14 protein-coding genes are annotated in these 23,671 nt (G+C 66.8%); 12 read left to right on the forward strand and 2 right to left on the reverse strand.

Annotation, left to right across the window (positions count from 1 at the left end; translation table 11 throughout):
- The first annotated feature begins 1 nt into the window (after nucleotide 1).
- The 3 genes from AC1AYN_RS00325 (at nucleotide 2) to AC1AYN_RS00335 (ending at nucleotide 8,559) form a co-directional block, all read left to right on the forward strand.
- Nucleotides 2–649 (forward strand): hypothetical protein, encoded by a 648-nt coding sequence (locus tag AC1AYN_RS00325; protein ID WP_476531385.1) that lies wholly within the window; start codon nucleotides 2–4, stop codon nucleotides 647–649.
- A 162-nt stretch (nucleotides 650–811) separates the two neighbouring features.
- Complete coding sequence (gene rpoB / locus AC1AYN_RS00330) at nucleotides 812–4,375, forward strand: DNA-directed RNA polymerase subunit beta (protein ID WP_476503115.1); 3,564 nt, start codon at nucleotides 812–814, stop codon at nucleotides 4,373–4,375.
- A gap of 47 nt (nucleotides 4,376–4,422) precedes the next feature.
- The gene (locus AC1AYN_RS00335; RefSeq protein WP_476531387.1) at nucleotides 4,423–8,559 is read left to right on the forward strand and encodes a DNA-directed RNA polymerase subunit beta'; all 4,137 of its coding nucleotides are present in this window, start codon (nucleotides 4,423–4,425) and stop codon (nucleotides 8,557–8,559) included.
- A 163-nt stretch (nucleotides 8,560–8,722) separates the two neighbouring features.
- On the opposite strand, the gene AC1AYN_RS00340 is transcribed toward AC1AYN_RS00335, so the two are convergent.
- Nucleotides 8,723–10,114, reverse strand: a complete 1,392-nt coding sequence (locus tag AC1AYN_RS00340; RefSeq protein ID WP_476531389.1) for a hypothetical protein — start codon at nucleotides 10,112–10,114, stop codon at nucleotides 8,723–8,725.
- A 266-nt stretch (nucleotides 10,115–10,380) separates the two neighbouring features.
- On the opposite strand from AC1AYN_RS00340, the gene AC1AYN_RS00345 reads away from it, so the two are divergent.
- The 9 genes from AC1AYN_RS00345 to galK all read left to right on the forward strand — a co-directional run bounded on the left by AC1AYN_RS00345 (nucleotide 10,381) and on the right by galK (nucleotide 22,323).
- Entirely contained in the window at nucleotides 10,381–11,427 is a 1,047-nt protein-coding gene (locus AC1AYN_RS00345; protein WP_476503118.1) for a 3-isopropylmalate dehydrogenase, read from the forward strand.
- Between the two features lie 65 nt (nucleotides 11,428–11,492).
- Nucleotides 11,493–12,701, forward strand: a complete 1,209-nt coding sequence (locus AC1AYN_RS00350) for a lipoate--protein ligase family protein (protein ID WP_476503119.1) — start codon at nucleotides 11,493–11,495, stop codon at nucleotides 12,699–12,701.
- 191 nt (nucleotides 12,702–12,892) lie between these two features.
- Nucleotides 12,893–13,588, forward strand: a complete 696-nt coding sequence (locus AC1AYN_RS00355; protein WP_476532285.1) for a Crp/Fnr family transcriptional regulator — start codon at nucleotides 12,893–12,895, stop codon at nucleotides 13,586–13,588.
- A 162-nt stretch (nucleotides 13,589–13,750) separates the two neighbouring features.
- Nucleotides 13,751–16,030 carry a transglycosylase domain-containing protein gene (locus tag AC1AYN_RS00360; RefSeq protein ID WP_476531391.1) on the forward strand — a complete coding sequence of 760 codons (2,280 nt, stop codon included), beginning with the start codon at nucleotides 13,751–13,753 and terminating at the stop codon, nucleotides 16,028–16,030.
- Between the two features lie 491 nt (nucleotides 16,031–16,521).
- On the forward strand, nucleotides 16,522–17,583 hold the full coding sequence (locus tag AC1AYN_RS00365) for an NADH:flavin oxidoreductase/NADH oxidase (protein WP_476532286.1): 1,062 nt from the start codon (nucleotides 16,522–16,524) through the stop codon (nucleotides 17,581–17,583).
- Nucleotides 17,584–17,602: 19 nt separating this feature from the next.
- Complete coding sequence (locus tag AC1AYN_RS00370; protein WP_476531393.1) at nucleotides 17,603–18,754, forward strand: quinone-dependent dihydroorotate dehydrogenase; 1,152 nt, start codon at nucleotides 17,603–17,605, stop codon at nucleotides 18,752–18,754.
- Nucleotides 18,755–18,956: 202 nt separating this feature from the next.
- A complete protein-coding gene (locus AC1AYN_RS00375) occupies nucleotides 18,957–19,766 on the forward strand; it encodes a DeoR/GlpR family DNA-binding transcription regulator (protein ID WP_476503122.1) in 810 nt (269 codons plus the stop codon).
- A gap of 2 nt (nucleotides 19,767–19,768) precedes the next feature.
- Nucleotides 19,769–21,019, forward strand: a complete 1,251-nt coding sequence (gene galT / locus AC1AYN_RS00380; RefSeq protein ID WP_476531395.1) for a galactose-1-phosphate uridylyltransferase — start codon at nucleotides 19,769–19,771, stop codon at nucleotides 21,017–21,019.
- A 53-nt stretch (nucleotides 21,020–21,072) separates the two neighbouring features.
- Nucleotides 21,073–22,323 carry a galactokinase gene (galK, locus tag AC1AYN_RS00385; RefSeq protein WP_476531396.1) on the forward strand — a complete coding sequence of 417 codons (1,251 nt, stop codon included), beginning with the start codon at nucleotides 21,073–21,075 and terminating at the stop codon, nucleotides 22,321–22,323.
- Nucleotides 22,324–22,545: 222 nt separating this feature from the next.
- Here galK and AC1AYN_RS00390 read toward each other — a convergent pair whose 3' ends face one another.
- Nucleotides 22,546–23,448 (reverse strand): acyl-CoA thioesterase, encoded by a 903-nt coding sequence (locus tag AC1AYN_RS00390; protein WP_476503125.1) that lies wholly within the window; start codon nucleotides 23,446–23,448, stop codon nucleotides 22,546–22,548.
- Nucleotides 23,449–23,671: the final 223 nt, after the last annotated feature.

The raw sequence follows: 23,671 nt of genomic DNA on the forward strand, positions 1-23,671 counted from the left end.
TATGGCACAAGGTGGAACGGGTATGGGCAAGCAGCGCAAACGCAAGCTGAGCAAGCGGCAGCGTGCGATCTATCGTCGTCGTCGCATCGTCGTCGGCATCGTGCTGCTGCTCGCGCTCGCGCTCATCGTGTTCTGCGGGTACAGCCTGTCGCGCGGCGTCGGCGCGGTGTGGGGTGCGACGTACGGCAGCGTGAGCCGCGTCGCGCTGGAACGCGACGGGGCTCCCACGCCGCACCGCAGCACCGGCGTGCGGAACTGCTCCACGAAGGACACGCGTCTGACGCTCACCGCGAAGGCCGCGACCGTGGCGGTCGGCGGTTCGATCGACTTCGTCGCGACGATCGAGCACGAGGGCGCGGACTCCTGCCTCGTCGACGCCTCCGATTCGGGGCGCGTGCTCACGATCTCGTCGAACGGACAGACCGTGTGGAGGTCCGATTCGTGCCCGGCGGACGCGAGGATGCTGCTCATGGCGAAGGGCGACAAGGACGTGCGGACGCTCACGTGGGGCGCGAACCGCACGGGCTCGGAATGCGCGGAGAGCCAGGACGACCTGCCGAAGGTGGACCGCGGCGCGTACACCGCCCAATTGAGCCTCAAGGACGCCCCCAAGGTCGTCAGCGAGAAGGTCAACATCGAAGTGCGATGACGGTGCGATGAAAGTCCTTACATACCGCTATTCTTTGTAATTTGCATACGGTGTGTCATATTGCGGGCATGCCTCCACACAACGAAGCTCGCATAGGCATATGGTGGCCATGCGCGCTTCGACGGGGAAAACGAACACATAGCGAGCGATAAGGAACGTCCATTGGCTACTGAAGCTACGACGAACACCACCACCATCACCGCACGCGCCGACCAGCACGACATCGACCTGCACAAGGCGTCGGATCGCGTGAACTTCGGTTCCATCAAGGAACCCATCGACGTGCCCTACCTCCTGGGCGTCCAGACCGACAGCTTCGACTGGCTGATCGGCAACGAACGCTGGAAGGCGCGCGTCGCGAAGGACGAGGAGAACGGCACGGTCACCACGCCGCACGTCTCCGGCCTCGACGAGGTCTTCAACGAGATCTCCCCGATCGAGAACTTCGCGCAGACCATGTCCCTCACCTTCTCCGACCCGTACTTCGAGGAGCCGCGCCACACGGTCCAGGAGTGCAAGGAGAAGGACTACACCTACTCCGCCCCGCTGTACGTGAACGCCGAGTTCGAGAACGGCGAAACCGGCGAGATCAAGTCCCAGACCGTGTTCATGGGCGACTTCCCGCTGCAGACCGCGCACGGCACGTTCATCATCGGCGGCACCGAGCGCGTCATCGTCTCCCAGCTCGTGCGCTCCCCGGGCGTCTACTTCGACCGCCAGCAGGACCGCACCTCCGACAAGGAGGTCTTCGGCGCGAAGATTATCCCGTCGCGCGGCGCGTGGCTCGAGTTCGAGATCGACAAGAAGGACCAGCCGCAGGTGCGCGTGGACCGCAAGCGCAAGCAGTCCGCGATCGTGTTCCTCATGGCCATCGGCATGACCAAGCAGGAGATCCGCGAGGCGTTCAAGGACTACCCGCTGGTGCTCGACGCCCTGGAGAAGGAGACCCTCCAGACCCAGGACGAGGCCCTCGTCGACCTGTACCGCAAGATCCGCCCGGCCGACACCCCGACCCCGGACGCGGGCAAGAACCTGCTCGACTCCTTCTACTTCAACACGAAGCGCTATGATCTGGCCCGCGTCGGCCGCTACAAGATCGACCGCAAGCTGGGCCTGGAGAACGAGGTCAACGACCGTTCCCTGCACCGCGAGGACATCATCGCGACGATCAAGTACCTGTGCACGCTGCACGACGGCAAGGACACCTTCCCGGGCAAGCGCAACGGCGAGGACGTGGACCTGCGCGTCGACGTCGACGACATCGACCACTTCGGCAACCGTCGTATCCGCCAGGTCGGCGAGCTGATCCAGAACCAGCTGCGCACCGGCCTGTCCCGCATGGAGCGTGTCGTGCGCGAGCGCATGACCACGCAGGACGCCGAGGCGATCACCCCGCAGTCCCTGATCAACATCCGCCCGGTGAACGCCACCATCAAGGAGTTCTTCGGCACCTCGCAGCTGTCGCAGTTCATGGACCAGAACAACCCGCTGTCCGGCGTGACGAACAAGCGTCGTCTCTCCGCGCTGGGCCCCGGCGGCCTGTCCCGCGACCGCGCCTCCATGGAGGTGCGCGACGTGCACCCGTCCCACTTCGGCCGCATGTGCCCGATCGAGTCCCCTGAAGGCCCGAACATCGGCCTCATCGGTTCTCTGGCGACCTTCGGCCGCGTCAACCCGTTCGGCTTCATCGAGACCCCGTACCGCAAGGTCGTCGACGGCCACGTCACCGACGAGGTCGAGTACATGACCGCCGACCGCGATCTCGACCACGTGATCGCCCAGGCCAACCAGGAGCTCGACAAGAACGGCAACTTCGTCCAGAAGTCCGCCCTCGCCCGAGTCGGCGAGGAGGAGGCGGTCGATGTGCCCGTCAGCCAGGTCGACTACATGGACGTCTCCCCGCGTCAGATGGTCTCCCTCGGCGCCTCGCTGATCCCGTTCCTCGAGCACGACGAGGGCCACCGAGCGCTCATGGGCACCAACATGCAGCGCCAGGCCGTCCCGCTGATCGAGTCCGAGCGCCCGCTCGTCGGCACCGGCTCCGAGTGGCGCGCCGCCAACGACTCCGGCGACGTCATCAAGTCGGAGAAGGATGGCGTGGTCACCTACGTCTCCGCCGACATGATCCGCGTGATGAACGACGACGGCACGACCAGCTCCTACAAGCTGGCCAAGTTCCAGCGTTCCAACCAGACCACCTGCTACAACCAGCGTCCGATCGTCCACGACGGCGAGCGCGTCGAGGCCGGCACCGTGATGGCCGACGGCCCGGCGATCGAGAAGGGCGAGCTGGCCCTCGGCAAGAACCTGCTCATCGCGTTCATGCCGTGGAACGGCTACAACTACGAGGACGCCGTGATCATCTCCCAGCGTCTCGTCCAGGACGACACGCTCTCCTCCATCCACATCGAGGAGTACGAGATCGACGCCCGCGAGACCAAGCTGGGCGCCGAGGAGATCACCCGCGACCTGCCGAACGTCGGCGAGGACGCGGTCGCGAACCTCGACGAGCGCGGCATCATCCGCATCGGCGCCGAGGTCGAGGCCGGCGACATCCTCGTCGGCAAGGTCACGCCGAAGGGCGAGACCGAGCTGACCCCGGAGGAGCGCCTGCTGCGCGCCATCTTCGGCGAGAAGTCCCGCGAGGTGCGCGACACCTCGCTGCGCGTGCCCCACGGCGAGACCGGCACGGTCATCGGCGTCAAGGAGATCACCCGCGAGGACGCCGAGGAGGACGGCGACGAGCTGCCCAACGGCGTCAACCAGATGATCCGCGTCTACATCGCCCAGCACCGCAAGATCACGGTGGGCGACAAGCTCTCCGGCCGCCACGGCAACAAGGGCTGCATCTCCCGCATCCTGCCCGAGGAGGACATGCCGTTCCTCGCCGACGGCACCCCGGTCGACATCATGTTGAACCCGCTCGGCGTGCCGTCCCGAATGAACCTCGGCCAGGTGCTCGAGCTGCACCTCGGCTGGATCGCGCATTCCGGCTGGGACATCTCCCTCGACCCGGACCTCGAGGCCGAGTGGAAGAAGCTCGTCCCCTCCGGCGCCGAGAAGGCCGAGCCGGGCACCCCGGTCGCGACCCCGGTGTTCGACGGCGTCAAGCCGGACGTGCTCAAGGGCCTGCTGTCCACCACGCTGCCGAACCGCGACGGCGACCGTCTGGTCGGCCCGGACGGCAAGGCCACGCTGTTCGACGGCCGCACCGGCGAGCCGTTCGCGCGTCCGATCTCCGTGGGCTACATGTACATGCTGAAGCTCCACCACCTGGTCGACGACAAGATCCACGCCCGCTCCACCGGCCCGTACTCGATGATCACCCAGCAGCCGCTGGGCGGCAAGGCGCAGTTCGGCGGCCAGCGCTTCGGCGAGATGGAGGTGTGGGCCCTCGAGGCCTACGGCGCCGCGTACACGCTGCACGAGATGATGACCACCAAGTCCGACGACGTGGACGGCCGCGTGCGCGTCTACGGCGCGATCGTCAAGGGCGAGAACCTGCCGCCGGCGGGCATCCCCGAGTCCTTCAAGGTGCTCCTCAAGGAAATGCAGTCCCTGTCCCTGAACGTCGAGGTGCTCAACGCCGAAGGCCAGGCCATCGACATGAAGGACGAGGACGACGATCCGGCCGGCTCCTCCGACGACCTCGGCTTCAACATCGGCGCCCGCCCCGACGCGGCCGCGAAGGAAGACCAGGCCGCCGCTCAGCCCGAGTACCAGTGAGACCCATCGAGAACCGTAAGCAAGCGTAAGTAAGGACGAAAACAACAGTGCTGGACGTCAACGCATTCGACAAGCTTCGCATCGGCCTGGCCACCGCGGACGATATCCGCGGCTGGAGCCACGGCGAGGTCAAGAAGCCCGAAACCATCAACTACCGCACCCTGAAGCCGGAGAAGGACGGTCTGTTCGGCGAGCAGATCTTCGGACCGACCCGTGACTGGGAGTGCGCCTGCGGCAAGTACAAGCGCGTGCGCTTCAAGGGCATCGTGTGCGAGCGATGCGGCGTGGAGGTCACCCGCTCCCGCGTCCGCCGCGAGCGCATGGGCCACATCGAGCTGGCCGCCCCCGTCACCCACATCTGGTTCTTCAAGGGCGTCCCGTCCCGTCTGGGCTACATGCTCAACGTGACCCCGAAGGACCTGGAGAAGGTCATCTACTTCGCCTCCTACATGGTCACCGCCGTGAACGAGGAGCAGCGTCACCAGGACCTGCCGGACCTGCAGGACGAGTTCGACCACGAGATCGCGAACTTCGAGAAGCGCCGCAACGTCGAGATCGAGGACCGCGCCAAGAAGGTCGAGGCCGATCTGCACGAGCTCGAGGAGGCCGGCGAGGCCAAGGGCGCCGCGAAGGCCAAGCTGCGCAACGGCGCCGAGCGCGACATGGCGGCCATCCGCCAGCGCTACGACGACCAGATCGCGCGTCTGAACGCCGTGTTCGACAAGTTCAAGAAGCTCAAGGCCGGCGACATCATCGACGACGTGGACCTGTGGCGCGAGATGCAGGACCGCTACGAGGACTACTTCGAGGGCTCCATGGGCGCCGAAGCGGTCAAGAAGCGCCTGCAGTCCCTCGACCTCGAGGCTATCGCCGCCGAGCTGCGCGAGGAGATCAAGGATGCGTCCGAGCAGCGCAAGACCAAGGCCCTGAAGCGCCTCAAGGTCGTCAACGCGTTCCTGTCCACCGGCAACAAGCCGGAGGCCATGGTGCTCGACGTGATCCCGGTCATCCCGCCGGACCTGCGTCCGATGGTCCAGCTGGATGGCGGCCGCTTCGCGACCTCCGACCTCAACGACCTGTACCGTCGCGTCATCAACCGCAACAACCGTCTGAAGCGCCTCATCGAGCTCGGCGCCCCGGAGATCATGCTCAACAACGAGAAGCGCATGCTCCAGGAGGCCGTCGACTCCCTGTTCGACAACGGCCGCCGCGGCCGTCCGGTCACCGGCGCCTCGAACCGCCCGCTCAAGTCCCTGTCCGACATGCTCAAGGGCAAGCAGGGCCGCTTCCGCCAGAACCTGCTCGGCAAGCGCGTCGACTACTCCGGCCGTTCCGTGATCGTCGTCGGCCCGTCGCTGCGCATGCACCAGTGCGGCCTGCCGAAGCCGATGGCGCTCGAGCTGTTCAAGCCGTTCGTCATCAAGCGTCTCGTCGACATGAACTACGCGCAGAACATGAAGAGCGCGAAGCGCATGGTCGACCGCGGCGACACCGAGGTGTACGGCGTGCTCGAGGAGGTCATCTCCGAGCATCCGGTGCTCCTCAACCGTGCGCCTACGCTGCACCGTCTGGGCATCCAGGCGTTCGAGCCGATCTTGGTCGAGGGCAAGGCCATCCACCTGCCGCCGCTCGCCTGCGCCGCGTTCAACGCCGACTTCGACGGCGACCAGATGGCCGTCCACCTGCCGCTGTCCGCCGAGGCCCAGGCCGAGGCCCGCTCGCTGATGATGGCCTCCGACAACATCCTGAAGCCGGCCGACGGCCACACCGTGACCATGCCGTCCCAGGACATGATCCTCGGCCTGTACTACCTGTCCACCGTTGTGGAGGGCGTCAAGGGCCAGGGCCGCGTGTTCTCCTCGCTGGCCGAGGCCGAGATGGCGCTCGACCTGCACGAGATCGACATGCAGGCCAAGGTGCTCATCCGCGTGCCGAAGGACTTCGTCCTGCCGGCCAACTGGGAGCCGGGCGAGCTCAAGGTCGCCGATCCGGACGCCCAGAACGGCGAGACCGTCGTCAAGGAGGAGCGTTTCCAGGACGGCACCGCCCTGTTCGCCACCTCCTACGGTCGCGTCCTGTTCAACCAGACCCTGCCGGTCGACTACCCGTTCGTCAACGAGCAGGTCGGCAAGAAGCGTCTGGCGAAGATCGTCGACGACATCGCGACCCGCTACTCCACCGCCCAGGTGGCCGCCTCGCTGGACGCCCTGAAGGATCTCGGCTTCACCCGCGCGCCGTGGTCCGGCGTGTCCTTCGCGTTCTCCGACGTCATCGAGCCGGGCGAGCGCAACACCCTCGTCGCCAAGTACGAGGACGAGGCCGCCCAGGTCAACGACAACTTCGAGATGGGTCTTCTGACCGAGGAGGAGCGCCGCCAGGAGCTCATCGACCTGTGGACGAAGTGCACCGCCGAGGTGTCGAAGGCCGTCGAGCACGACTTCGATCCGCTCAACAACCTCGCCATCATCGTCCAGTCGGGCGCGCGAGGCAACATGATGCAGATCAACCAGATCGCCGGCATGCGTGGCCTCGTGGCCAACCCGAAGGGCGAGATCATCCCCCGTCCGGTGAAGTCCAACTACCGCGACGGCCTGTCCGTGCTGGAGTACTTCATCTCCCAGCACGGCGCCCGCAAGGGGCTGGCCGATACCGCACTGCGTACCGCCGAGTCGGGCTACCTGACCCGTCGTCTGGTCGACGTCTCCCAGGACGTGATCGTCCGCGAGGAGGACTGCGGCACCAAGCAGGGTATCGACATCCGCGTGGCCGACCGCGACGCCGACGGCAACCTCGTGCTCGTCAAGAACGCGGACGGCGGCCCGTACTCCCGTCTGCTCGCGGCCGACGTCATCGACCCGGCCGACGGCAAGACCGTGCTGTACAAGCGCGACGACGCCCTGTCGATGGACGTGCTCAACGATCTCGTCGCCCACGGCGTCGAGTTCGTCAAGTGCCGTTCCGTGCTCTCCTGCGCCTCCAAGCGCGGCGTGTGCGCGAAGTGCTACGGCTGGTCGATGGCCACCAACAAGCTGGTCGACGTCGGCGAGACCGTCGGCATCGTCGCGGCCCAGTCCATCGGCGAGCCGGGTACCCAGCTGACGCTGCGTTCCTTCCACTCCGGCGGCGTCGCTTCGGCCTCCGATATCACCCAGGGTCTTCCGCGTGTCACCGAGCTTTTCGAAGCCCGTACGCCGAAGGGCGAGTCCCCGATCGCCGAGTTCGCCGGCACCATCAAGGTGGTGGACGGCGACCGCGGCCGCCAGGTCATCCTCACCCCGGACGCCGACTCCGGCGCCCCGGTCGAGGACGGCGAGATCAAGCCGATCACGTACAACGTGTCGCGCCGCGTCCCGCTGCTGGTGAAGGACGGCGAGCACGTCGCCACCGGCACGCAGCTCATCGAGGGTTCCGTCGATCCGAAGAAGATCCTGCGCATCCTCAACAAGCGCGCCGCCCAGATGAACATCGTGGAGGAGGTGCACAACGTGTACCGCTCCCAGGGCGTGGACATCCACGACAAGCACATCGAGGTCATCGTCCACCAGATGAGCCGTCGCATCACCGTGATCGACTCCGGCGAGACCGACCTGCTGCCCGGCGAGCTGGTCGACCAGCAGCGCTTCCGCGAGGTCAACAAGGCCGCCGTGCAGGCGGGCAAGAGGCCGGCCTCCGGCCGTCCGGAGCTCATGGGCATCACGAAGGCCTCGCTGGCCACCGATTCGTGGCTGTCCGCCGCCTCCTTCCAGGAGACGACCCGCGTGCTCACCGACGCCGCCCTGAACCAGAAGGTCGACGACCTGAAGGGCCTCAAGGAGAACGTCATCATCGGTAAGCTCATCCCGGCCGGCACCGGCCTGGCCCGCTACCGCAACGCGGTGGTCGAGCCGGACAAGGCGATCCGCGACACCATCTACCCGAACTTCGGTCTGGGCGGTGGCGACGACGGCGAGGGCCTCGACTTCACCGACGGCGACATCAACGATGTGGACTTCTCCAACATCGATTTCGGCGACCTGAAGCTCGGCGAGGACTTCAACCCGGACGACTTCCTGGACGACCAGGGCGGCACCGCCGACTTCGGCGGCGACGCGGACGGCTCCGACCTGAAGCTCCCCGGTGACGACGGCGACGCCGCCGGCACCGACGCCGCGGGTTCGGACGACGATCCGACCGCCATCGTCTGATGATCGGCCGGTCGGCCTGCTCGATTGAGCGGGTCGACCGGCGCATATGGCCGCATATGAATGACCCCCTCCGCAATCCGCGGAGGGGTTCATTCATATGCGGCGTGGGCGGCCGGGCGTCACGCGCGAACGGAAGCCGCGCGCGACAGGCCGCCGGAAGCCGTTACTTCAGCTTCTCGTTGAAGCCGTCCTGGATGACGTCGTTCAAGTCGTTCAGCTCGTCGGACGGGTTGGCCTCCTTCTCGATGTCGTCCAGTCCGTCGTTCAAGTCGGACGAGGCGTTGTACGGGCTGTCCAGATCGTACAGCTGCTCCGTCAGGTCGCGGTACTGCTGGTACTTGCCGTCGTCGCTGTAGATGTCGTCGCCGTTGCCGAGCGCCTCCAACTGCGTCATGATGTCGCCCAGCTTGGTCAGGTAGTCCTTCATCGTGGTGGCGTATTCGGCGATCGGCTTGATCTTGGAGCCGCTGAGGTCGCCGAGCGCCGTCGTGCAGCCCTTGATGTAGTCGTTGTACTCGCTGAAGTAGTCGTTGTCGGTGTAGGACGCGGTCGGCGTGGAGTCGCACGCCTTGGTGACGGCGCTCATCGTGACGGCCGTGTCGGCGAGGTTGTTGGAGAACGTGACGAACTTCTTCGCCTTCTTCTCGTACTTGTCGTACGCCTCCTTCACCTTGTCGTCCTTCTGGTAGATCTTGAGGTCGGTAAACTCCTTGTTCGAATCCTCGTAGGCCTTCACGTACTCCTTGATCTTCGCGGCGTCCTCCTTGTCGAAGGTGGACTTGCTGTCGTACGTGGTGGCCATGGCCTTCGACAGCTTCGTCGAGATGTTGCCGTACTTCGTGAGCATCACGCCCGTCTGGTGCTGGCCGTCCAGATAGTCGTCGGAGGTGAGCGAGCCGGGCTTGACCACCGCGAACACGACGACGAGCGCGATCACCGCGACCACGGCGATCGCACCGACGATGATGCCGATCAGCGCGCCGGTGGAGCGCTTCTTCTTCGGCGCGGGGGCACCCGGGTATGCGGGCGGCTGTCCCGGCTGTCCCGGCTGACCGGGCTGTCCCGGAGCGGGGGCACCCGGGTAGGCGGGGGCGGCGGGCGCACCCGGCGCGCCGGACTGTCCATACGGCGGCTGCTGGCCCTGTCCGAACGGCGGCTGTCCCGGCTGCCCGGGCTGTCCCGGCACCGCCGGCGTGTACGGCGGCGCCGCGAACTGCTGCTGGGACGCCGCGGCATCCGGGGCGCCGAACGCCGGCGCCGCCGGAGCTTCGGGCTGGCCGTACTGCGGTGCCTGGATCGGCTGCGTCGGCGCATCCGGCTGCGGTGCCGAGAACTGCTGCGTCGGCACATCGGCCTGCGGGACCTCCCACGGTGCGGGCGCGGCCGGGGCGGGCTGCTGCTCATATGATTGTCCGAACGCCGGTGCCGGCGAATCCGGTGCCGGGGCGCCGGCCTGCGCCGTGTCCGGCGTCTGGTCGAAGGGGATCTGTCCGTTGTCCGTGAACTTGGGGTCCGGGGCTCCGGAGCCGCCTCCATTGGCGTTTGCGTCGTTCATACGCATTCCTTTCATTACCCTCCTTACCACGTCACCGTCATCGATGACGTTCCAACCGCTCGGAGGCTGCTTCCAGCCTATCACCGGCGAACACGCAGGGCGAACATCACCATGCGCATCGTCCGGTCGGCGGACCGGGATCTACGGACCGGAATTGACGGACCGTCCCCGCGCCCGCCGTCCGTATCCGGCCCATGTCCGGAATCGTGTCCATTTGATGAACGGCCGCCGTGGGCGCCGTGCGGCCGCGAGTAACGTCTCGTGCCATGAGCGAAAACACCGCAACGAAGAAGTACACGATCGCCGTGATTCCCGGCGACGGCATCGGCAAGGAAGTGACCCCGTGGGCGCAGAAGGCGCTCGAGAAGGCGGCCGAAGGCGTGGCCGAATTCGACTACGAGCCCTTCGACCTGGGCGCCGAGCGCTACCTGCGCGACGGCTCCATCCTGCCCGAGGACGAGGAGGAGCGCATCAAGAAGACCGACGCGATCCTGCTCGGCGCCGTCGGCGACCCGCGCATCAAGGCCGGCATCCTGGAGCGCGGCCTGCTGCTCAAGCTCCGCTTCGATCTCGACCAGTACGTGAACCTGCGCCCGTCCAAGCTGTACAAGGGCGTCACCTCGCCGCTCGCGAACCCCGGCGACATCGACTTCGTCGTCGTGCGCGAGGGCACCGAGGGCCTGTACTGCGGCGCCGGCGGCGCGGTCCGCCGCAACACCCCGAACGAGGTGGCCACCGAGGTCTCCATCAACACCGCGTACGGCGTGGAGCGCGTCGTGCGCTACGCGTTCAAGCTCGCCATGAAGCGCCGCAAGCACGTCACGCTCGTCCACAAGAAGAACGTGCTCGTCAACGCGGGCGACATGTGGCAGCGCATCGTCGACAAGGTCGGCGAGGAGTACCCGGAGGTCACGCACGACTACTCGCACATCGACGCGGCCACGATCTTCCTCGTGTCCGATCCGTCGAAGTTCGACGTGATCCTCACCGACAACCTCTTCGGCGACATCCTCACCGACGAGGCCGGCGCCGTCGTGGGCGGCGTGGGCTACTCCGCCTCCGGCTGCATCAACGCCTCCGACGAATACCCGTCGATGTTCGAGCCGATCCACGGCTCCGCGCCGGACATCGCCGGCCAGAACAAGGCCAACCCGACCGCCGCGATCCTCTCCGCCGCCATGCTGCTCGAGCATCTCGGCTTCGACGAGGCCGCGCAGAAGATCCACAAGGCCGTCGAGGCGGACATCGAGGAGCTCGGCTCCACCGTCCGCACCACCGACCAGGTCGGCAAGGACATCCTCGCCCGCATGTGACGTGTCCGTCGCACGTTTCCGAAGGCCCCGGCATCACGCCGAGGGCCTTTTGCTATGGTGGCGGCATGGATATGGAGAACGCGATGCGTGGGGAATGCAAGACGCCGGGCGGCAAACTCGTCGCCGTGACCGTGGAGCCGGACGGCACGGACGCGCCGCGCGTGCGCATCGACGGCGATTTCTTCGTCGAAGCCGATTCCGACGGGACCGCCGACGCCCTCCTGCGCGGCGTCGAACGTGCGCTCGCCGCGGTCATCGCCGCGTCTCCCGCGACCGGCGCCGATTCTGCGACAATCGATTCTGCGACGATCGATTCTGCGACGATCGCGGCCGCGGTGCGCGAGGCGATCGCCCGCCATCCGCACGCCCGTCTCGTCGGCACCGACGCCGACGCCATCGCCATCGCCGCCGTCCGCGCGATCGCCCCGTCCGCCACCGATACCGCGTCCTCCCTCACTCCGCCCCCGCCGGCGGGGGCTCCCGCGCAGCGGGTGGGGGTGGTCACGACGCCCGACCCCGACTTTGCCTCCCGCTGGGCCTCCCTCTGGCCGTGGCTCGCCATCGTCCACGACGAACCGCGCAGCCCCGCCGACCAGATGGCGGTCGACGAGCGATGGGCGCGCGAGGTCGCGGCCGGCACGCGCCGACCCACCCTGCGCATCTGGGAGTGGAACGCGCCGTGCGTCGTCGTCGGCCGGTTCCAGTCCATCCCCGACGAGGTCCACGAAAGCGTCGCGCGCGCGGAGGGCATCACCGTCGTGCGCCGGTGCACGGGCGGCGGCGCGATGTTCATCGAACCCGGCAACACCATCACCTACTCCTTATATACTCCGCTCGATTTCGTCGCCGGCATCGACGTCGCATCGTCGTATCGTCTGTGCGACCGGTGGCTCGTCGAGGCGCTGCGCGGGCTGGGACTCGACGTGCGGTTCGCCGGTCTCAACGACATCGCCTCGCAGCACGGCAAGATCGGCGGCGCGGCGCAACGCCGCTTCCCCGCGCCGCACGCGCGTGCGGCGGCGCGCGGGGAAGCTGCCGCGCCCGCCGCGACGCACGCTCCCGGCGCGGTCCTGCACCACGTGACGATGGCGTACGACATCGACGCGGTGAAGATGACGCGCGTGCTCAACGTGAGCGGCGAGAAGACGAGCGACAAGGCGGTCAAGTCCGCCGTGAAGCGCGTCGACCCGCTCAGAAGCCAGACCGGGCTGTCCCGCGCCGAGGTCGTCGCGCACCTGCTCGCGTACTGCCGCGCGCAGGCGTCCCGCGCGTGACGGCGGCGCCGCCCGCCGCCCGCGCGTGCGCCGACGCGCGCCCGTGAACGCCTGCGGTACGTTCACGGCGGCTCCGGTGGGCGTGCGGTACAATGTTGCGGACGATGGTCGAGGATGTCCGCGGACCGACGATGGAATACGGCGACGTGATGATGGGATGGTGATGTGAGTTGGCGGAAAAGCCGAACGCGATGCCCGAAGAGGAGAACGTGCTCCTGCATACCGCGCTGTTCAAGCAGGTGTCGCCGGAGCAGGCGGAGGAGCTGATCCCCCATCTCAACCAGGCCGTGTACGACAAGGGCGAGGCCATCTTCGAACAGGGCGGCACCGACCACCGCATGTACCTGCTGGAGCACGGGCGCGTCAAACTCGTGCGCGAATCGAACGACCATCGCATCCAGCTGCTGTCCATCCACGCGCCGGGCGAGGTGCTCGGCGAGATCCCCGTCTTCGACCCGACCGGCGGCCCGCGCACCGCGTCCGCGCTGGCGATGAACCACGGCACGCGCGTCGTCTGGCTCGAACATGATGCGCTGTTCCACTGGCTCGACCAGCATCCTCGCGTCGCCATCGACATGCTGCAGGTGATGGCCGGGCGCATGCGCTCCAACAACGAGCACATCTCCGACCTCGTGTTCATGGACGTGCCCGCCCGCCTCGCCAAGACGCTCATCAACCTCGCGTCCCGCTTCGGCGAGCCGGTCGAGGAGGGGCTCAAGGTGCCGCACGACCTGACGCAGGAGGAGATGGCGCAGCTCGTCGGCTCCAGCCGCGAGACCGTGAACAAGGCGCTGATGGACTTCGCGAACCGTGGGTGGATCGCGCGCGAGGGGCGTTCGATCGTCATCTACCAGCCCGGCATGCTCATCCGCAGGTCGCGCCGCTGACCCCCTCAGGCGCTTGACGCGCCAGCTCCCCCTGAAGGGGGCGCAGGGAGGGAGACGTTCGTTCACCGGATTTCCGGGAGACGTTCAGGGAGTGGGGTTCCTGTGAATGATTCCCCGCGCGCCGTGGCACGCCATCGGTTCCGGTAGACCCACCCACTTAGAATGGGGCGCATGCCGAAAAAGAACTCCCTTACCGCTCGACGTGTGCTTACTTTGCTGTTGGCCTATCTCATGCTGTGCGTCGGCGGCGGCGTGGTGATGGCCACGCTGGTTTCCCCCGCCGTATTCGCCGCGAATTCGGTGGCCAAGGCCGTGGTGCCGTCGCTCAAGGTCGAGGGCGTCGATTTCGACGTGACCTCCCTTCCCCAGAAATCCGTGATGTACGCCTCGGACGGCACGACGAAGATCGCGGAGTTCTACGCCGACAACCGTACCGTCGTGCCGCTGAAGAACATCTCCAAGGTCATGCAGCAGGCCGTCGTCGCCCGTGAGGACCGCCGATTCTTCAAACATCACGGCATCGACGTGCAGGGCGTCATGCGCGCCTTCTTCCAGACGTTCGTGAAGAAGGGCGATACGCAGGGCGGCTCCACGCTGACCCAGCAGTACGTGAAGAACGTGCTCGCCATGCAGGCCCGCGAGGACGACGACCCGATCGCCGAATACCACGCCTCCGAACAGACCGTCGCGCGCAAGGTGCGCGAGATGCTCATCGCCGTGCAGATGGAGAAGCAGTACTCGAAGCTCGAGATCCTGCAGGGCTACCTCAACATCGCCCAGTTCGGCAACCACAACCTCTACGGCGTGGAGAGCGCCGCGAAGCGCTACTTCAACACCTCCGCCAAGGACCTGACCGTGGTGCAGGCCGCGACCATCGCCGCCATCACGAAGAACCCGGCCAGGTATGATCCGACCAGCGACGAGAACCTCAAGGAGTCGCAGAAGCAGCGCAACATCGTGCTCGACCTCATGCTGCAGGAGGGGTACATCACCCAGAAGCAGCATGACGAGGCCTACAAGACGCCGCTCAAGGACACGCTCAACGTGCAGTCCATCGAATCCGGCTGCCAGGTGGCAGGCGACGCCGCGTTCTTCTGCGACTACGTGACCCGCCAGATCCTCAAGAACAAGGAGTTCGGCAAGACCGAGGAGGAGCGCAACAAGCTGCTCAAGGAGGGCGGCCTGTCGATCGTCACCACGATGGACGTGAACGCGAACAACTCCGCCATGCAGGCGGCGCGCGACGCCATCCCGCCGGCCGATCCGACCGGCTTCGAGGTCGCGATCGCCGCGATCAGGCCCGGCACCGGCGAGGTGCTCGGCTTCGGCATCAACCGCACCTACGACGCCACCGATCTGGCGAAGCTCGATTCGACGCGAACGGCCGTGAACTACGCGGTCGACGAGTCCGACGGCGGCGGCTGGGGCTTCCAGCCCGGCTCCACCTGGAAGCCGATCAACCTCGTCGCGTGGATGCAGGCGGGCAAGTCCATCAACCAGTACCTGCGCACATCCACCGCGTACAACACGGCGAGCTTCAGCTGCAACGGCTACGCGTTCGCCGGCACGTGGAGCGTGCAGAACTCCGGCGGCGGCACCTCGAACGAGAGCCCGCTGCAGGGCCTCGTGCTCTCGCACAACACCACCCAGGCCTCGATGACCCAGCAGATCGGCCTGTGCGCGATCGCGGACGCCGCCAAGCAGGTCGGCTACCACAACTCGATCCAGGGCCATGAGGACGTCTACGACTCCAACTCGTTCCAGCCGCCGATGGTGATCGGCACCGTGCAGGCCTCGCCGCTCACGATGGCGAACGTGTACGCGACGATCGCCGCCAAGGGCGTCGAATGCACCCCGATCGCCATCACCAAGATGACCGACCGCGCCGGCAAGAACTACAAGGTGCCGTCCGCGAACTGCCATCAGGCCATCGACCCGGAGATCGCGGAGACCGCCGCCTACGCCATCAACCAGGGCGTCGTCCGCTCCAACGGCAACGCCGTGGACGCCCAGCTGGCCAACGGCCGCAAGACCTTCGCGAAGACCGGCACCAACGAGGACACGTACATGCTCACCGCCGGCTTCATCCCGCAGGTGGCCGCGTTCGTGGCCGTCGGCAACGCCGAGTCGCCGCAGTCGTTCAACTACAAGACGATCAACGGCGTGTACCGCCCGACCTGGTACGGCATGTACATCGCCGAACCCGCGTGGAAGCAGTTCATGCAGAGCTACGTCGACGCCGCCGGTATCCCGATCGACAACAGCTACGGCAACCCGAGCGCGAAGTACACGGGCGGAGGCACCACCACGTACAGCGGCACCAGCTCGGGCACGACCGGCACCACCACACAGGGGACCACCGGCACGACCACGCAGCAGGGCACCACGACGGAAGGCACGACCGGTACGACCACCCAGCAGGGGACCACGACCGGCCAGTGATTCGTCTCCCGTAAAACCCCGCGTGACGCCATCGCGGCATCGCGCCATCGGCGGCCACGCCATCGCGCCATCGCAACCGAACGCCCACCGTATTCCCACATACGGTGGGCGTTCGGCGTACTTTCAGCTTGGACGTTAGAATTGTCGAGGACGATCATCGCCGGACATTCGGCGTAAGGGGGAACATCATCATGGCGAAAGACACCACGGCATACGGCAGCGCGGCAGGCGCGACGGCGAACGTCGAAGGTCCGAGCGGATTCGACTTCCGCGGCCTCGACGTGACGAACACCGTCGAGGCGGGAGGCAAAGGCAAGTCCGGGAAACCGGGCAAGGCCGCGAAATCCTCGAAAACGGCGAAGTCCGCGAAATCGGTGAAATCGGGCAAGGCCGCAGGCAAGGCGACGAAACCGGGCAAAACGGGCAAGACCGGCACGCCTCTGACGGGGGAGAGCCCCGCCAAGGACGCCGGCCCGCTGCTGTTCCGGCCGATGACGCTGCGCGGCCTGACCATCCGCAACCGCATCTGGCTGCCGCCGATGGACACCTACTCGGCGTTCGCGCAGGACGGCCGACCGACGCCGTTCCACTACCAGCACTACGTGTCGCGCGCGATGGGCGGCTTCGGCATGATCATCGCCGAGGCGACCGCCGTCGCGCCCGAAGGCCGCATCTCGCCGAATGACGTGGGCCTGTGGGCCGACTGGCAGATCGACTCGTGGAAGTGGATCGTCGAAGGCATCAAGGCGACGGGTGCCGTGGCCGCCATCCAGCTCAATCACGCGGGACGCAAGGGGTCGACCGGCTCGTTCACCGTCGGCTACGAGCACGAGACCGTGCCCGGTGAGGCCGGCGGCTGGCAGACTGTCGCGCCGAGCGCCATCCCGTTCGGCGGCTACGCGACGCCGCGCGCGCTGAGCATCGACGAGATCCACGGACTGGTCGGCGCGTTCGCCGCGGCGGCCGGTCGCGCCGTGGCCGCCGGATTCCAGGCGATCGAGATCCACGCCGCCCACGGCTACCTGATCTCGCAGTTCCTCGACCCGCTGAGCAACGAACGCGACGACGAATACGGCGGCGGCTTCGAGGGGCGCATCCGCTTCCTGCTGGAGGTCGCCGACGCGATCCGCGGCGTGATCCCGGACGACATGCCGCTGCTCGTGCGCGTCTCCGCCACCGACTGGGCGGCGGGCGGCTGGGACCTCGACCAGACGGTCGCGCTCGCGCAGATCCTCAAGGCGCACGGCGTGGACCTGGTCGACGTGTCCACCGGCGGCATCGTCGCCGGCGTGACGGTCCCGGTCAAGCCCGACTACCAGGTGCCGTTCTCCGCGCAGGTGCGCAAGCGCGCCGAGGTACCGGTCACCGCGGTCGGACTCATCACCAAGCCGAAGCAGGCGGAGAAGGTGCTCGCCAAGGGCAAGGCCGACGCGGTCGAGATCGGCCGCGCCGCGCTGCGCGACCCGTACTGGCCGCTGCGCGCCGCCGCCAAACTCGGCGTGCCCGTCACCGAGGCCCCTTACCAGCCCCAGTACGTGCGCGGCGCCTACTGATTGACTAGACTGGGTGCCCATGAGTTACGTTTCGGACAGCTTCTGGCATGACGCGGTCAACAAGGCGACCTGCGACCTGTTCACCTTCGGCTACAAGCACGTCATCAAACCCAATTTCGTCTTCAACGTGCCGCCGGACGAGGCGCACGACCGCATGATCGCGTTCTGCCGCGTGGTCAAGCACATCCCGCCGCTGCTGTGGGCGGAGCGCACGATGCTCGACTACACCGATCCGATCCTCGAGACCACGGTGATGGGCGTCGACTTCGCGAACCCGTTCGGCCTGTCCGCCGGACTCGACAAGAACTGCGACATGCCGGTGCTGCTCGACAACGCCGGCTTCGGATTCGAGACGGTCGGCTCCACCACGTCCCGCCCGTGCCCGGGCAACCCGAAGCCGTGGTTCCACCGTCTGCCCGAATACGATTCGATGATGGTGCACGTGGGCCTCGCGAATATCGGCTCCGACAAGGTCATCGACCGTGCGGAGAAGGCGTGGACGCACGCGCACGACATGCAGGTGTCCGTTTCGATCGCGCGCACGAACGACGCGCTGTGCGGCGACCTCGACGAGGGCATCGAGGACTACTGCGTCTCGATGCGCCGCGCCGCCGGCCGCACCGCGATGGTCGAAGTGAACGTGTCCTGCCCGAACACGCATGTGGGCGAGCCGTTCACCGCCTCGCCCGAGGCGCTCGACAAGCTGTTCACCGCGCTTGACGCGATCGACCGCCCGCAGCCGACGCTCGTCAAGTTGCCGCTCAACAAGCCGTGGGAGGAATTCCGCGACCTGCTCGACGTGCTCGCCGAGCACAACGTGCAGGGCGTCTCGCTCGCCAACCTCAACAAGGACCGCGCCGGCCTCGCCATCCCGCACGAGTGGGAGGGCGGCCTGTCCGGCGGCCCGTGCACGGACGCCAGCACGGCGCTGGTCGCGCGTGTGCGCCGCGAGTACGGCGACCGGTTCGCGATCGCCGGCATCGGCGGCGTGTTTACGCCCGAACAGGCGTATGCGAAGATCCGCGCCGGCACCGACCTGGTCATGTTCATCTCGTCGCTCATGTACCGCGGCCCCCAGCAGATCACGGTCCTGAAGCGCGGCCTCGCCGAGCTGCTGCGCCGCGACGGGTTCTCGTCCGTCTCCGAAGCCGTCGGCGTCGACGCCGAGTGATTGTGTCTCCGGCCCCCTCTGACGAGGGGGCTCCCGGCGGAGCCGGGTGGGGGAGAGATACCCGGAAACCGTCCGGAGAATTCCGATAGGCAATCGCGCCTATGTTGTTTTTTGTTCGCTAACGTTTGCAAAACTACAAAAAGGGTACGCGAAACGCACAACTCGGTTTGAACTATGGGTGATTGTGTGCGATAATGTTCATATGATATCGTCACAACGTCAACACCTGATACTGAGCAGGCTTCGTACCCGGGGTGCCGTGCGCATCACGGCACTCAGCAAGGAACTCGGCGTTTCCGCGATGACCATCCGCCGCGATATCGCCGAACTCGCCGACAAAGGGCTCCTCAAGCGGGTCCACGGCGGCGCAGTCACCACCAGCACGCTGCTGAGCGAGCCGTTGTTCTCCGTAAAGTCGCAGATGGACATCGGGCTCAAGGACGCGATCGCGCAGGAGGCCGTCAAATACGTGGCCCCCGGCGACGTGATCGCCATCGGCGGCGGCACCACCGCCTACGTCTTCGCACAGCATCTGCTGGAAAGCCAGCAGGCCGCGGGCGTCACCATCCTCACCAATTCGATCCCGGTCGCCGAACTCGTGCAGGCCCTCGAATCGAAGGATGTGGAGGTGATCGTCACCGGCGGCGTCATCACCCGATCGAACTCGCTCGTCGGCCCGATCGCCGACAAGGTCGTCGCCTCGCTGCGCGTCAACACCGTCTTCCTCGGCACGCATTCCGTGTCGATTCCCCGCGGCTTCCTCATGCCCAATTCGCTGGAGGCCGCCACCGATATGGCGATGATGGACATCGCCGATCGCACCATCATCTTGACCGACCACACCAAGTGGAGCTGCACATCGCTGTCGCTGTTCGCGCGGTTCGACCAGGTGGACACGGTCATCACCGACGACGGTCTCGACCCCGATACCGCCGCCAAAACGAAGGAACTGGTCAAGGAGCTCGTGCTGGCCGAACAGACCGAGCCCGTACAGGAAAGTGAGCAGGAATAACCATGACCGAATTCGCAGCCTACGAGCCGGGTGCGTACGCGAAGGAGCACATCCGCATCACGCCGACGACGCTCGCCGACGGACGTGACTTCTTCTACCTCGACGACGATCCGGAATACGTCTCCGGCGCGAAGACCCGCGAGCTCAAGGACCCGCGTCATCTCGCCTACCGTTTCGCCAACCAGCTGAACGCCGCCGGCGAGGAGGTGCCGTACGCGGCCCCCGAGATGCGCCGCGACCCGCTGACCGGCGATTGGATCCCGATGGCGACCGCGCGCATGAACCGCCCGATCACCGCCGGCCCCGGCGCCACCGCCAAGGGCAACCCGCTGGCCGCCCGCAAGCCCGGCGACCCGTACCAGGACGGCGAGGTGCCGGACACCGACTACAACGTCGTCGTGTTCGAGAACCGCTTCCCGTCGATGGTGCGCGTGCCCGGCCGCTCCGAGGACGTCACCTACGTGGACGGCAATCCGCTGTGGGAGAAGAAGATGGCCGCCGGCCGCTGCGAGGTCATCTGCTTCGACCCGAACGAGCACGGCCTGCCCGCCGACCTGCCGGTGAGCCGTCTGCGCACCGTCGTCGAGGCGTGGGCGTTCCGCACCGCCGAGATCTCGAAGATGGACGGCATCGAGCAGATCTTCCCGTTCGAGAACCACGGCGCCGAGATCGGCGTCTCCCTCGCCCACCCGCACGGCCAGGTCTACTGCTACCCGTTCATCGCCCCGAAGATGGAGCAGGAGCTCAAGCACACCGAGGCCTACCACGAGAAGACCGGCGGCAACCTGCTCAAGGACCTGATGAACGCCGAGCTCGAAGCCAAGGAGCGCGTCATCATGCGCAACCACAGCTGGGTCGCCTACGTGCCGGCCGCCGCCCGCTGGCCCCTCGAGGTGCATGTGGCGCCGGTGCGCGACGTGCTCACCATCGACCAGCTCGACGACCAGGAGCGCTGGGACCTCGCCTCCATGTACTCGCACCTGCTCAAGCGCGGCAACGCGTTCTTCGACAAGGGCGACGGCAAGGGCATGGACCTGCCGTACATCGCCGCCTGGCACCAGGCCCCGATTCACGATCCGCGCCGCGAGAACTACCGCCTCAACCTGCAGTTCTTCTCGTTCCGCCGCGCCGCCAACAAGATCAAGTATCTCGCCGGCTCCGAATCCGGCATGGCCGCCTGGATCTCCGACACGACCCCGGAGCTCATCGCGAAGCGCTTCCACGAGCTCGGCGACGTCGACATCGCCGACTGACGCCGTCTTCTCAACAAGGATGTTCCACAAAACCAAGGAAGGATAAAACACCAATGGCTGCTGTTGAATTCATCGAGCCGATCTCCCATGAGGAGGGCGTCTCCGAGGCGACGAAACTGTTCGTCGACACCTACGGCTTCGCGCCGGAAGGCGTGTGGGCCGCTCCGGGCCGCGTCAACCTGATCGGCGAGCACACCGACTACAACGCGGGCCTGTGCCTGCCGATCGCGCTGCCGCAGCGCACGTTCATCGCGCTCAAGCCGCGCGAGGACACCAAGGTGCGCGTCGTCTCGTCCATCTCCCCGGACAAGGTCGCCGAGGCCGATCTCGACGGGCTCAAGGCCCGCGGCGTGGACGGCTGGGCCGCCTACCCGGTGGGCGTGGCGTGGGCGCTGCGCGAGGCCGGCTTCTCCAAGGTGAAGGGCTTTGACGCCGCGTTCGTCTCCTGCGTGCCGCTGGGCTCCGGTCTGAGCTCCTCCGCCGCGATGACCTGCTCGACTGCGCTCGCCCTCGACGACGTGTACGGTCTCGGCTACGGCGACTCCGACGCCGGCCGCGTCACCCTCATCAACGCCGCCATCAAGTCCGAGAACGAGATGGCCGGCGCCTCCACCGGCGGCCTCGACCAGAACGCCTCGATGCGCTGCACGCCCGGCCATGCGTTGCTGCTCGACTGCCGCCCGGAGCTCACCCCGCTGGAGAACGTCTCCCAGCAGGAGTTCGATCTCGACAAGTACGGCCTCGAGCTGCTCGTCGTCGACACCCAGGCCCCGCACCAGCTCAACGACGGCCAGTACGCCCAGCGCCGCGCCACCTGCGAGGAGGCCGCGAAGATCCTCGGCGTCGCCAACCTGCGCGTCGCCGCCGACGGCATCTCCAAGGCCGACGACCAGCTCCAGGCTCTCAAGGAAACGCTCGACGCGCTGCCCGACGAGACGATGAAGAAGCGCGTGCGCCACGTCGTCACCGAGATCGAACGCGTGCGCTCCTTCGTGCGCGCCTTCGCCCAGGGCGACATCGAATCCGCCGGACGCCTGTTCAACGCGTCCCACGATTCGCTCGCCGCGGACTACGAGGTCACCGTGCCGGAGCTCGACGTGGCCGTGGACGTGGCCCGCCACAACGGCGCCTACGGCGCCCGCATGACCGGCGGCGGCTTCGGCGGCTCCATCATCGCGCTCGTCGACAAGGGCCGCTCCCAGGAGGTCGCCCAGAAGATCGCCGACGAGTTCGAGAAGCAGGGCTTCCACGCCCCGCGCGCCCTCGCCGCCTACGCCGCGGCGAGCGCCTCTCGCGAAGCGTAAGCCTCACTTCAGCTCCCTCTGACGAGGGAGCTGTCGCGGCATAGCCGCGACTGAGGGAGAGACAGGAGCGGCCGCAGGCCGCGGGAGATACGGCATCGGCCGAAAGCCGATTCGATTTCCCCGCGGCCTACGGCCGCTCTTCTTCTCTCTTCTCTCCCTCCGTCATCGCTTCGCGATGACACCTCCCTCGTCAGAGGGAGGCAACGCCACGGCACCGAGTCATCACCCGCGCGGCACGCGAATCATCGCCTCCTGGGCGATGGCGGCGACCAGCTCGCCGTCCTGCGAATACACCTTCGCCGTGCCGAGTCCGCGGCCGTGCGCGGCGGTCGGCGTGTCCTGCACGTACAGGTGCCACTGGCAGATGTCCACGTCGCGGTACCACCACATCGAATGGTCGATCGACGCATAGGCGATGCCCGGCGTGGAGATCGACAGTCCGGCGCGACGCAGCACCGGCTCCATCATCACCTGGTCGCAGCCGAGCGCCAGCATCGCACGATGCATGAGCTGCGGCGCCTCGACCTCGCCGTCGGCCCTCATCCACACCATCTGCCTGCCGGAGTCGGCGGCCGCGGACTCCTTGTCCGGTCCGAGCATGATCGTCGGCGTGATATGGCGGATGTCGAACGGCGACTTCTCCGCGTAGTAGTTCGCGAACGGCGACCTGCCGGCGTACGGCGCCATCAGCTCCTTCGCGCTGGTGAGCGATTCCGGGTCGGGCAGGTCGGCCGGCATCGGGTCGGCGAACTCCACGCCCTCCTGTCCGGTCACCTGGAACGAGGCGATCGCGGTGAGGATCGATCCCTCGGCCTGCGTGACGTTCACGCGCCGCGCCGAGAACGAACGTCCGTCGCGCAGCTTCTCCACGTCGAACAGCAGATCCTGGCGGATGTCGCCGGGCGCGATGAAATAGCCGTGAATCGAATGCGGCAGACGGTTCGGCGCCACGGTCTTCGCGGCCGCCATCAGCGACTGGGCGATTACCTGGCCGCCGTACACGCGGCCGGTGGGGAAGTAGAGGCTTTCGCCGTTCACGTACGTGTGGTTGCGGTAGTCGGAGGGCTTGCCCAGTTTGAGCACCTTCACCAGATGTTCCAGCGGTGTGATGGTGTCGTCGGTCATGCTCGTCTCCCTAGATTGTCGTGTTCGATGTTCGATTATGTGATGCCTCGACTGTAACGGTCGGTCGTTACTGGCACCAGAGACGATTGTAACGAGCATGTGAGCCGTGTGAACGGCGGGTTATGGCCCGCATACGAATAAGGCACCCTCGCCCGCTACGACTTGGCCCCCTCTGACGAGGGGGCTGTCCGCGGTAGCGGACTGGGGGAGAGATAGCGGGAAC

The sequence above is a fragment of the Bifidobacterium sp. LH_413 genome (genome assembly GCF_056357015.1).

Coding starts and splice junctions, on each gene's coding strand:
- AC1AYN_RS00390 (WP_476503125.1), bottom strand. CDS start 23,448: ATGACCGACGACACCATCACACCGCTGGAACATCTGGTGAAGGTGCTC.
- AC1AYN_RS00360 (WP_476531391.1), top strand. CDS start 13,751: ATGGGGCGCATGCCGAAAAAGAACTCCCTTACCGCTCGACGTGTGCTT.
- AC1AYN_RS00365 (WP_476532286.1), top strand. CDS start 16,522: ATGACGCTGCGCGGCCTGACCATCCGCAACCGCATCTGGCTGCCGCCG.
- AC1AYN_RS00375 (WP_476503122.1), top strand. CDS start 18,957: ATGATATCGTCACAACGTCAACACCTGATACTGAGCAGGCTTCGTACC.
- AC1AYN_RS00340 (WP_476531389.1), bottom strand. CDS start 10,114: ATGAACGACGCAAACGCCAATGGAGGCGGCTCCGGAGCCCCGGACCCC.
- AC1AYN_RS00370 (WP_476531393.1), top strand. CDS start 17,603: ATGAGTTACGTTTCGGACAGCTTCTGGCATGACGCGGTCAACAAGGCG.
- AC1AYN_RS00355 (WP_476532285.1), top strand. CDS start 12,893: ATGCCCGAAGAGGAGAACGTGCTCCTGCATACCGCGCTGTTCAAGCAG.
- AC1AYN_RS00325 (WP_476531385.1), top strand. CDS start 2: ATGGCACAAGGTGGAACGGGTATGGGCAAGCAGCGCAAACGCAAGCTG.
- galK (WP_476531396.1), top strand. CDS start 21,073: ATGGCTGCTGTTGAATTCATCGAGCCGATCTCCCATGAGGAGGGCGTC.
- AC1AYN_RS00345 (WP_476503118.1), top strand. CDS start 10,381: ATGAGCGAAAACACCGCAACGAAGAAGTACACGATCGCCGTGATTCCC.
- AC1AYN_RS00350 (WP_476503119.1), top strand. CDS start 11,493: ATGGATATGGAGAACGCGATGCGTGGGGAATGCAAGACGCCGGGCGGC.
- galT (WP_476531395.1), top strand. CDS start 19,769: ATGACCGAATTCGCAGCCTACGAGCCGGGTGCGTACGCGAAGGAGCAC.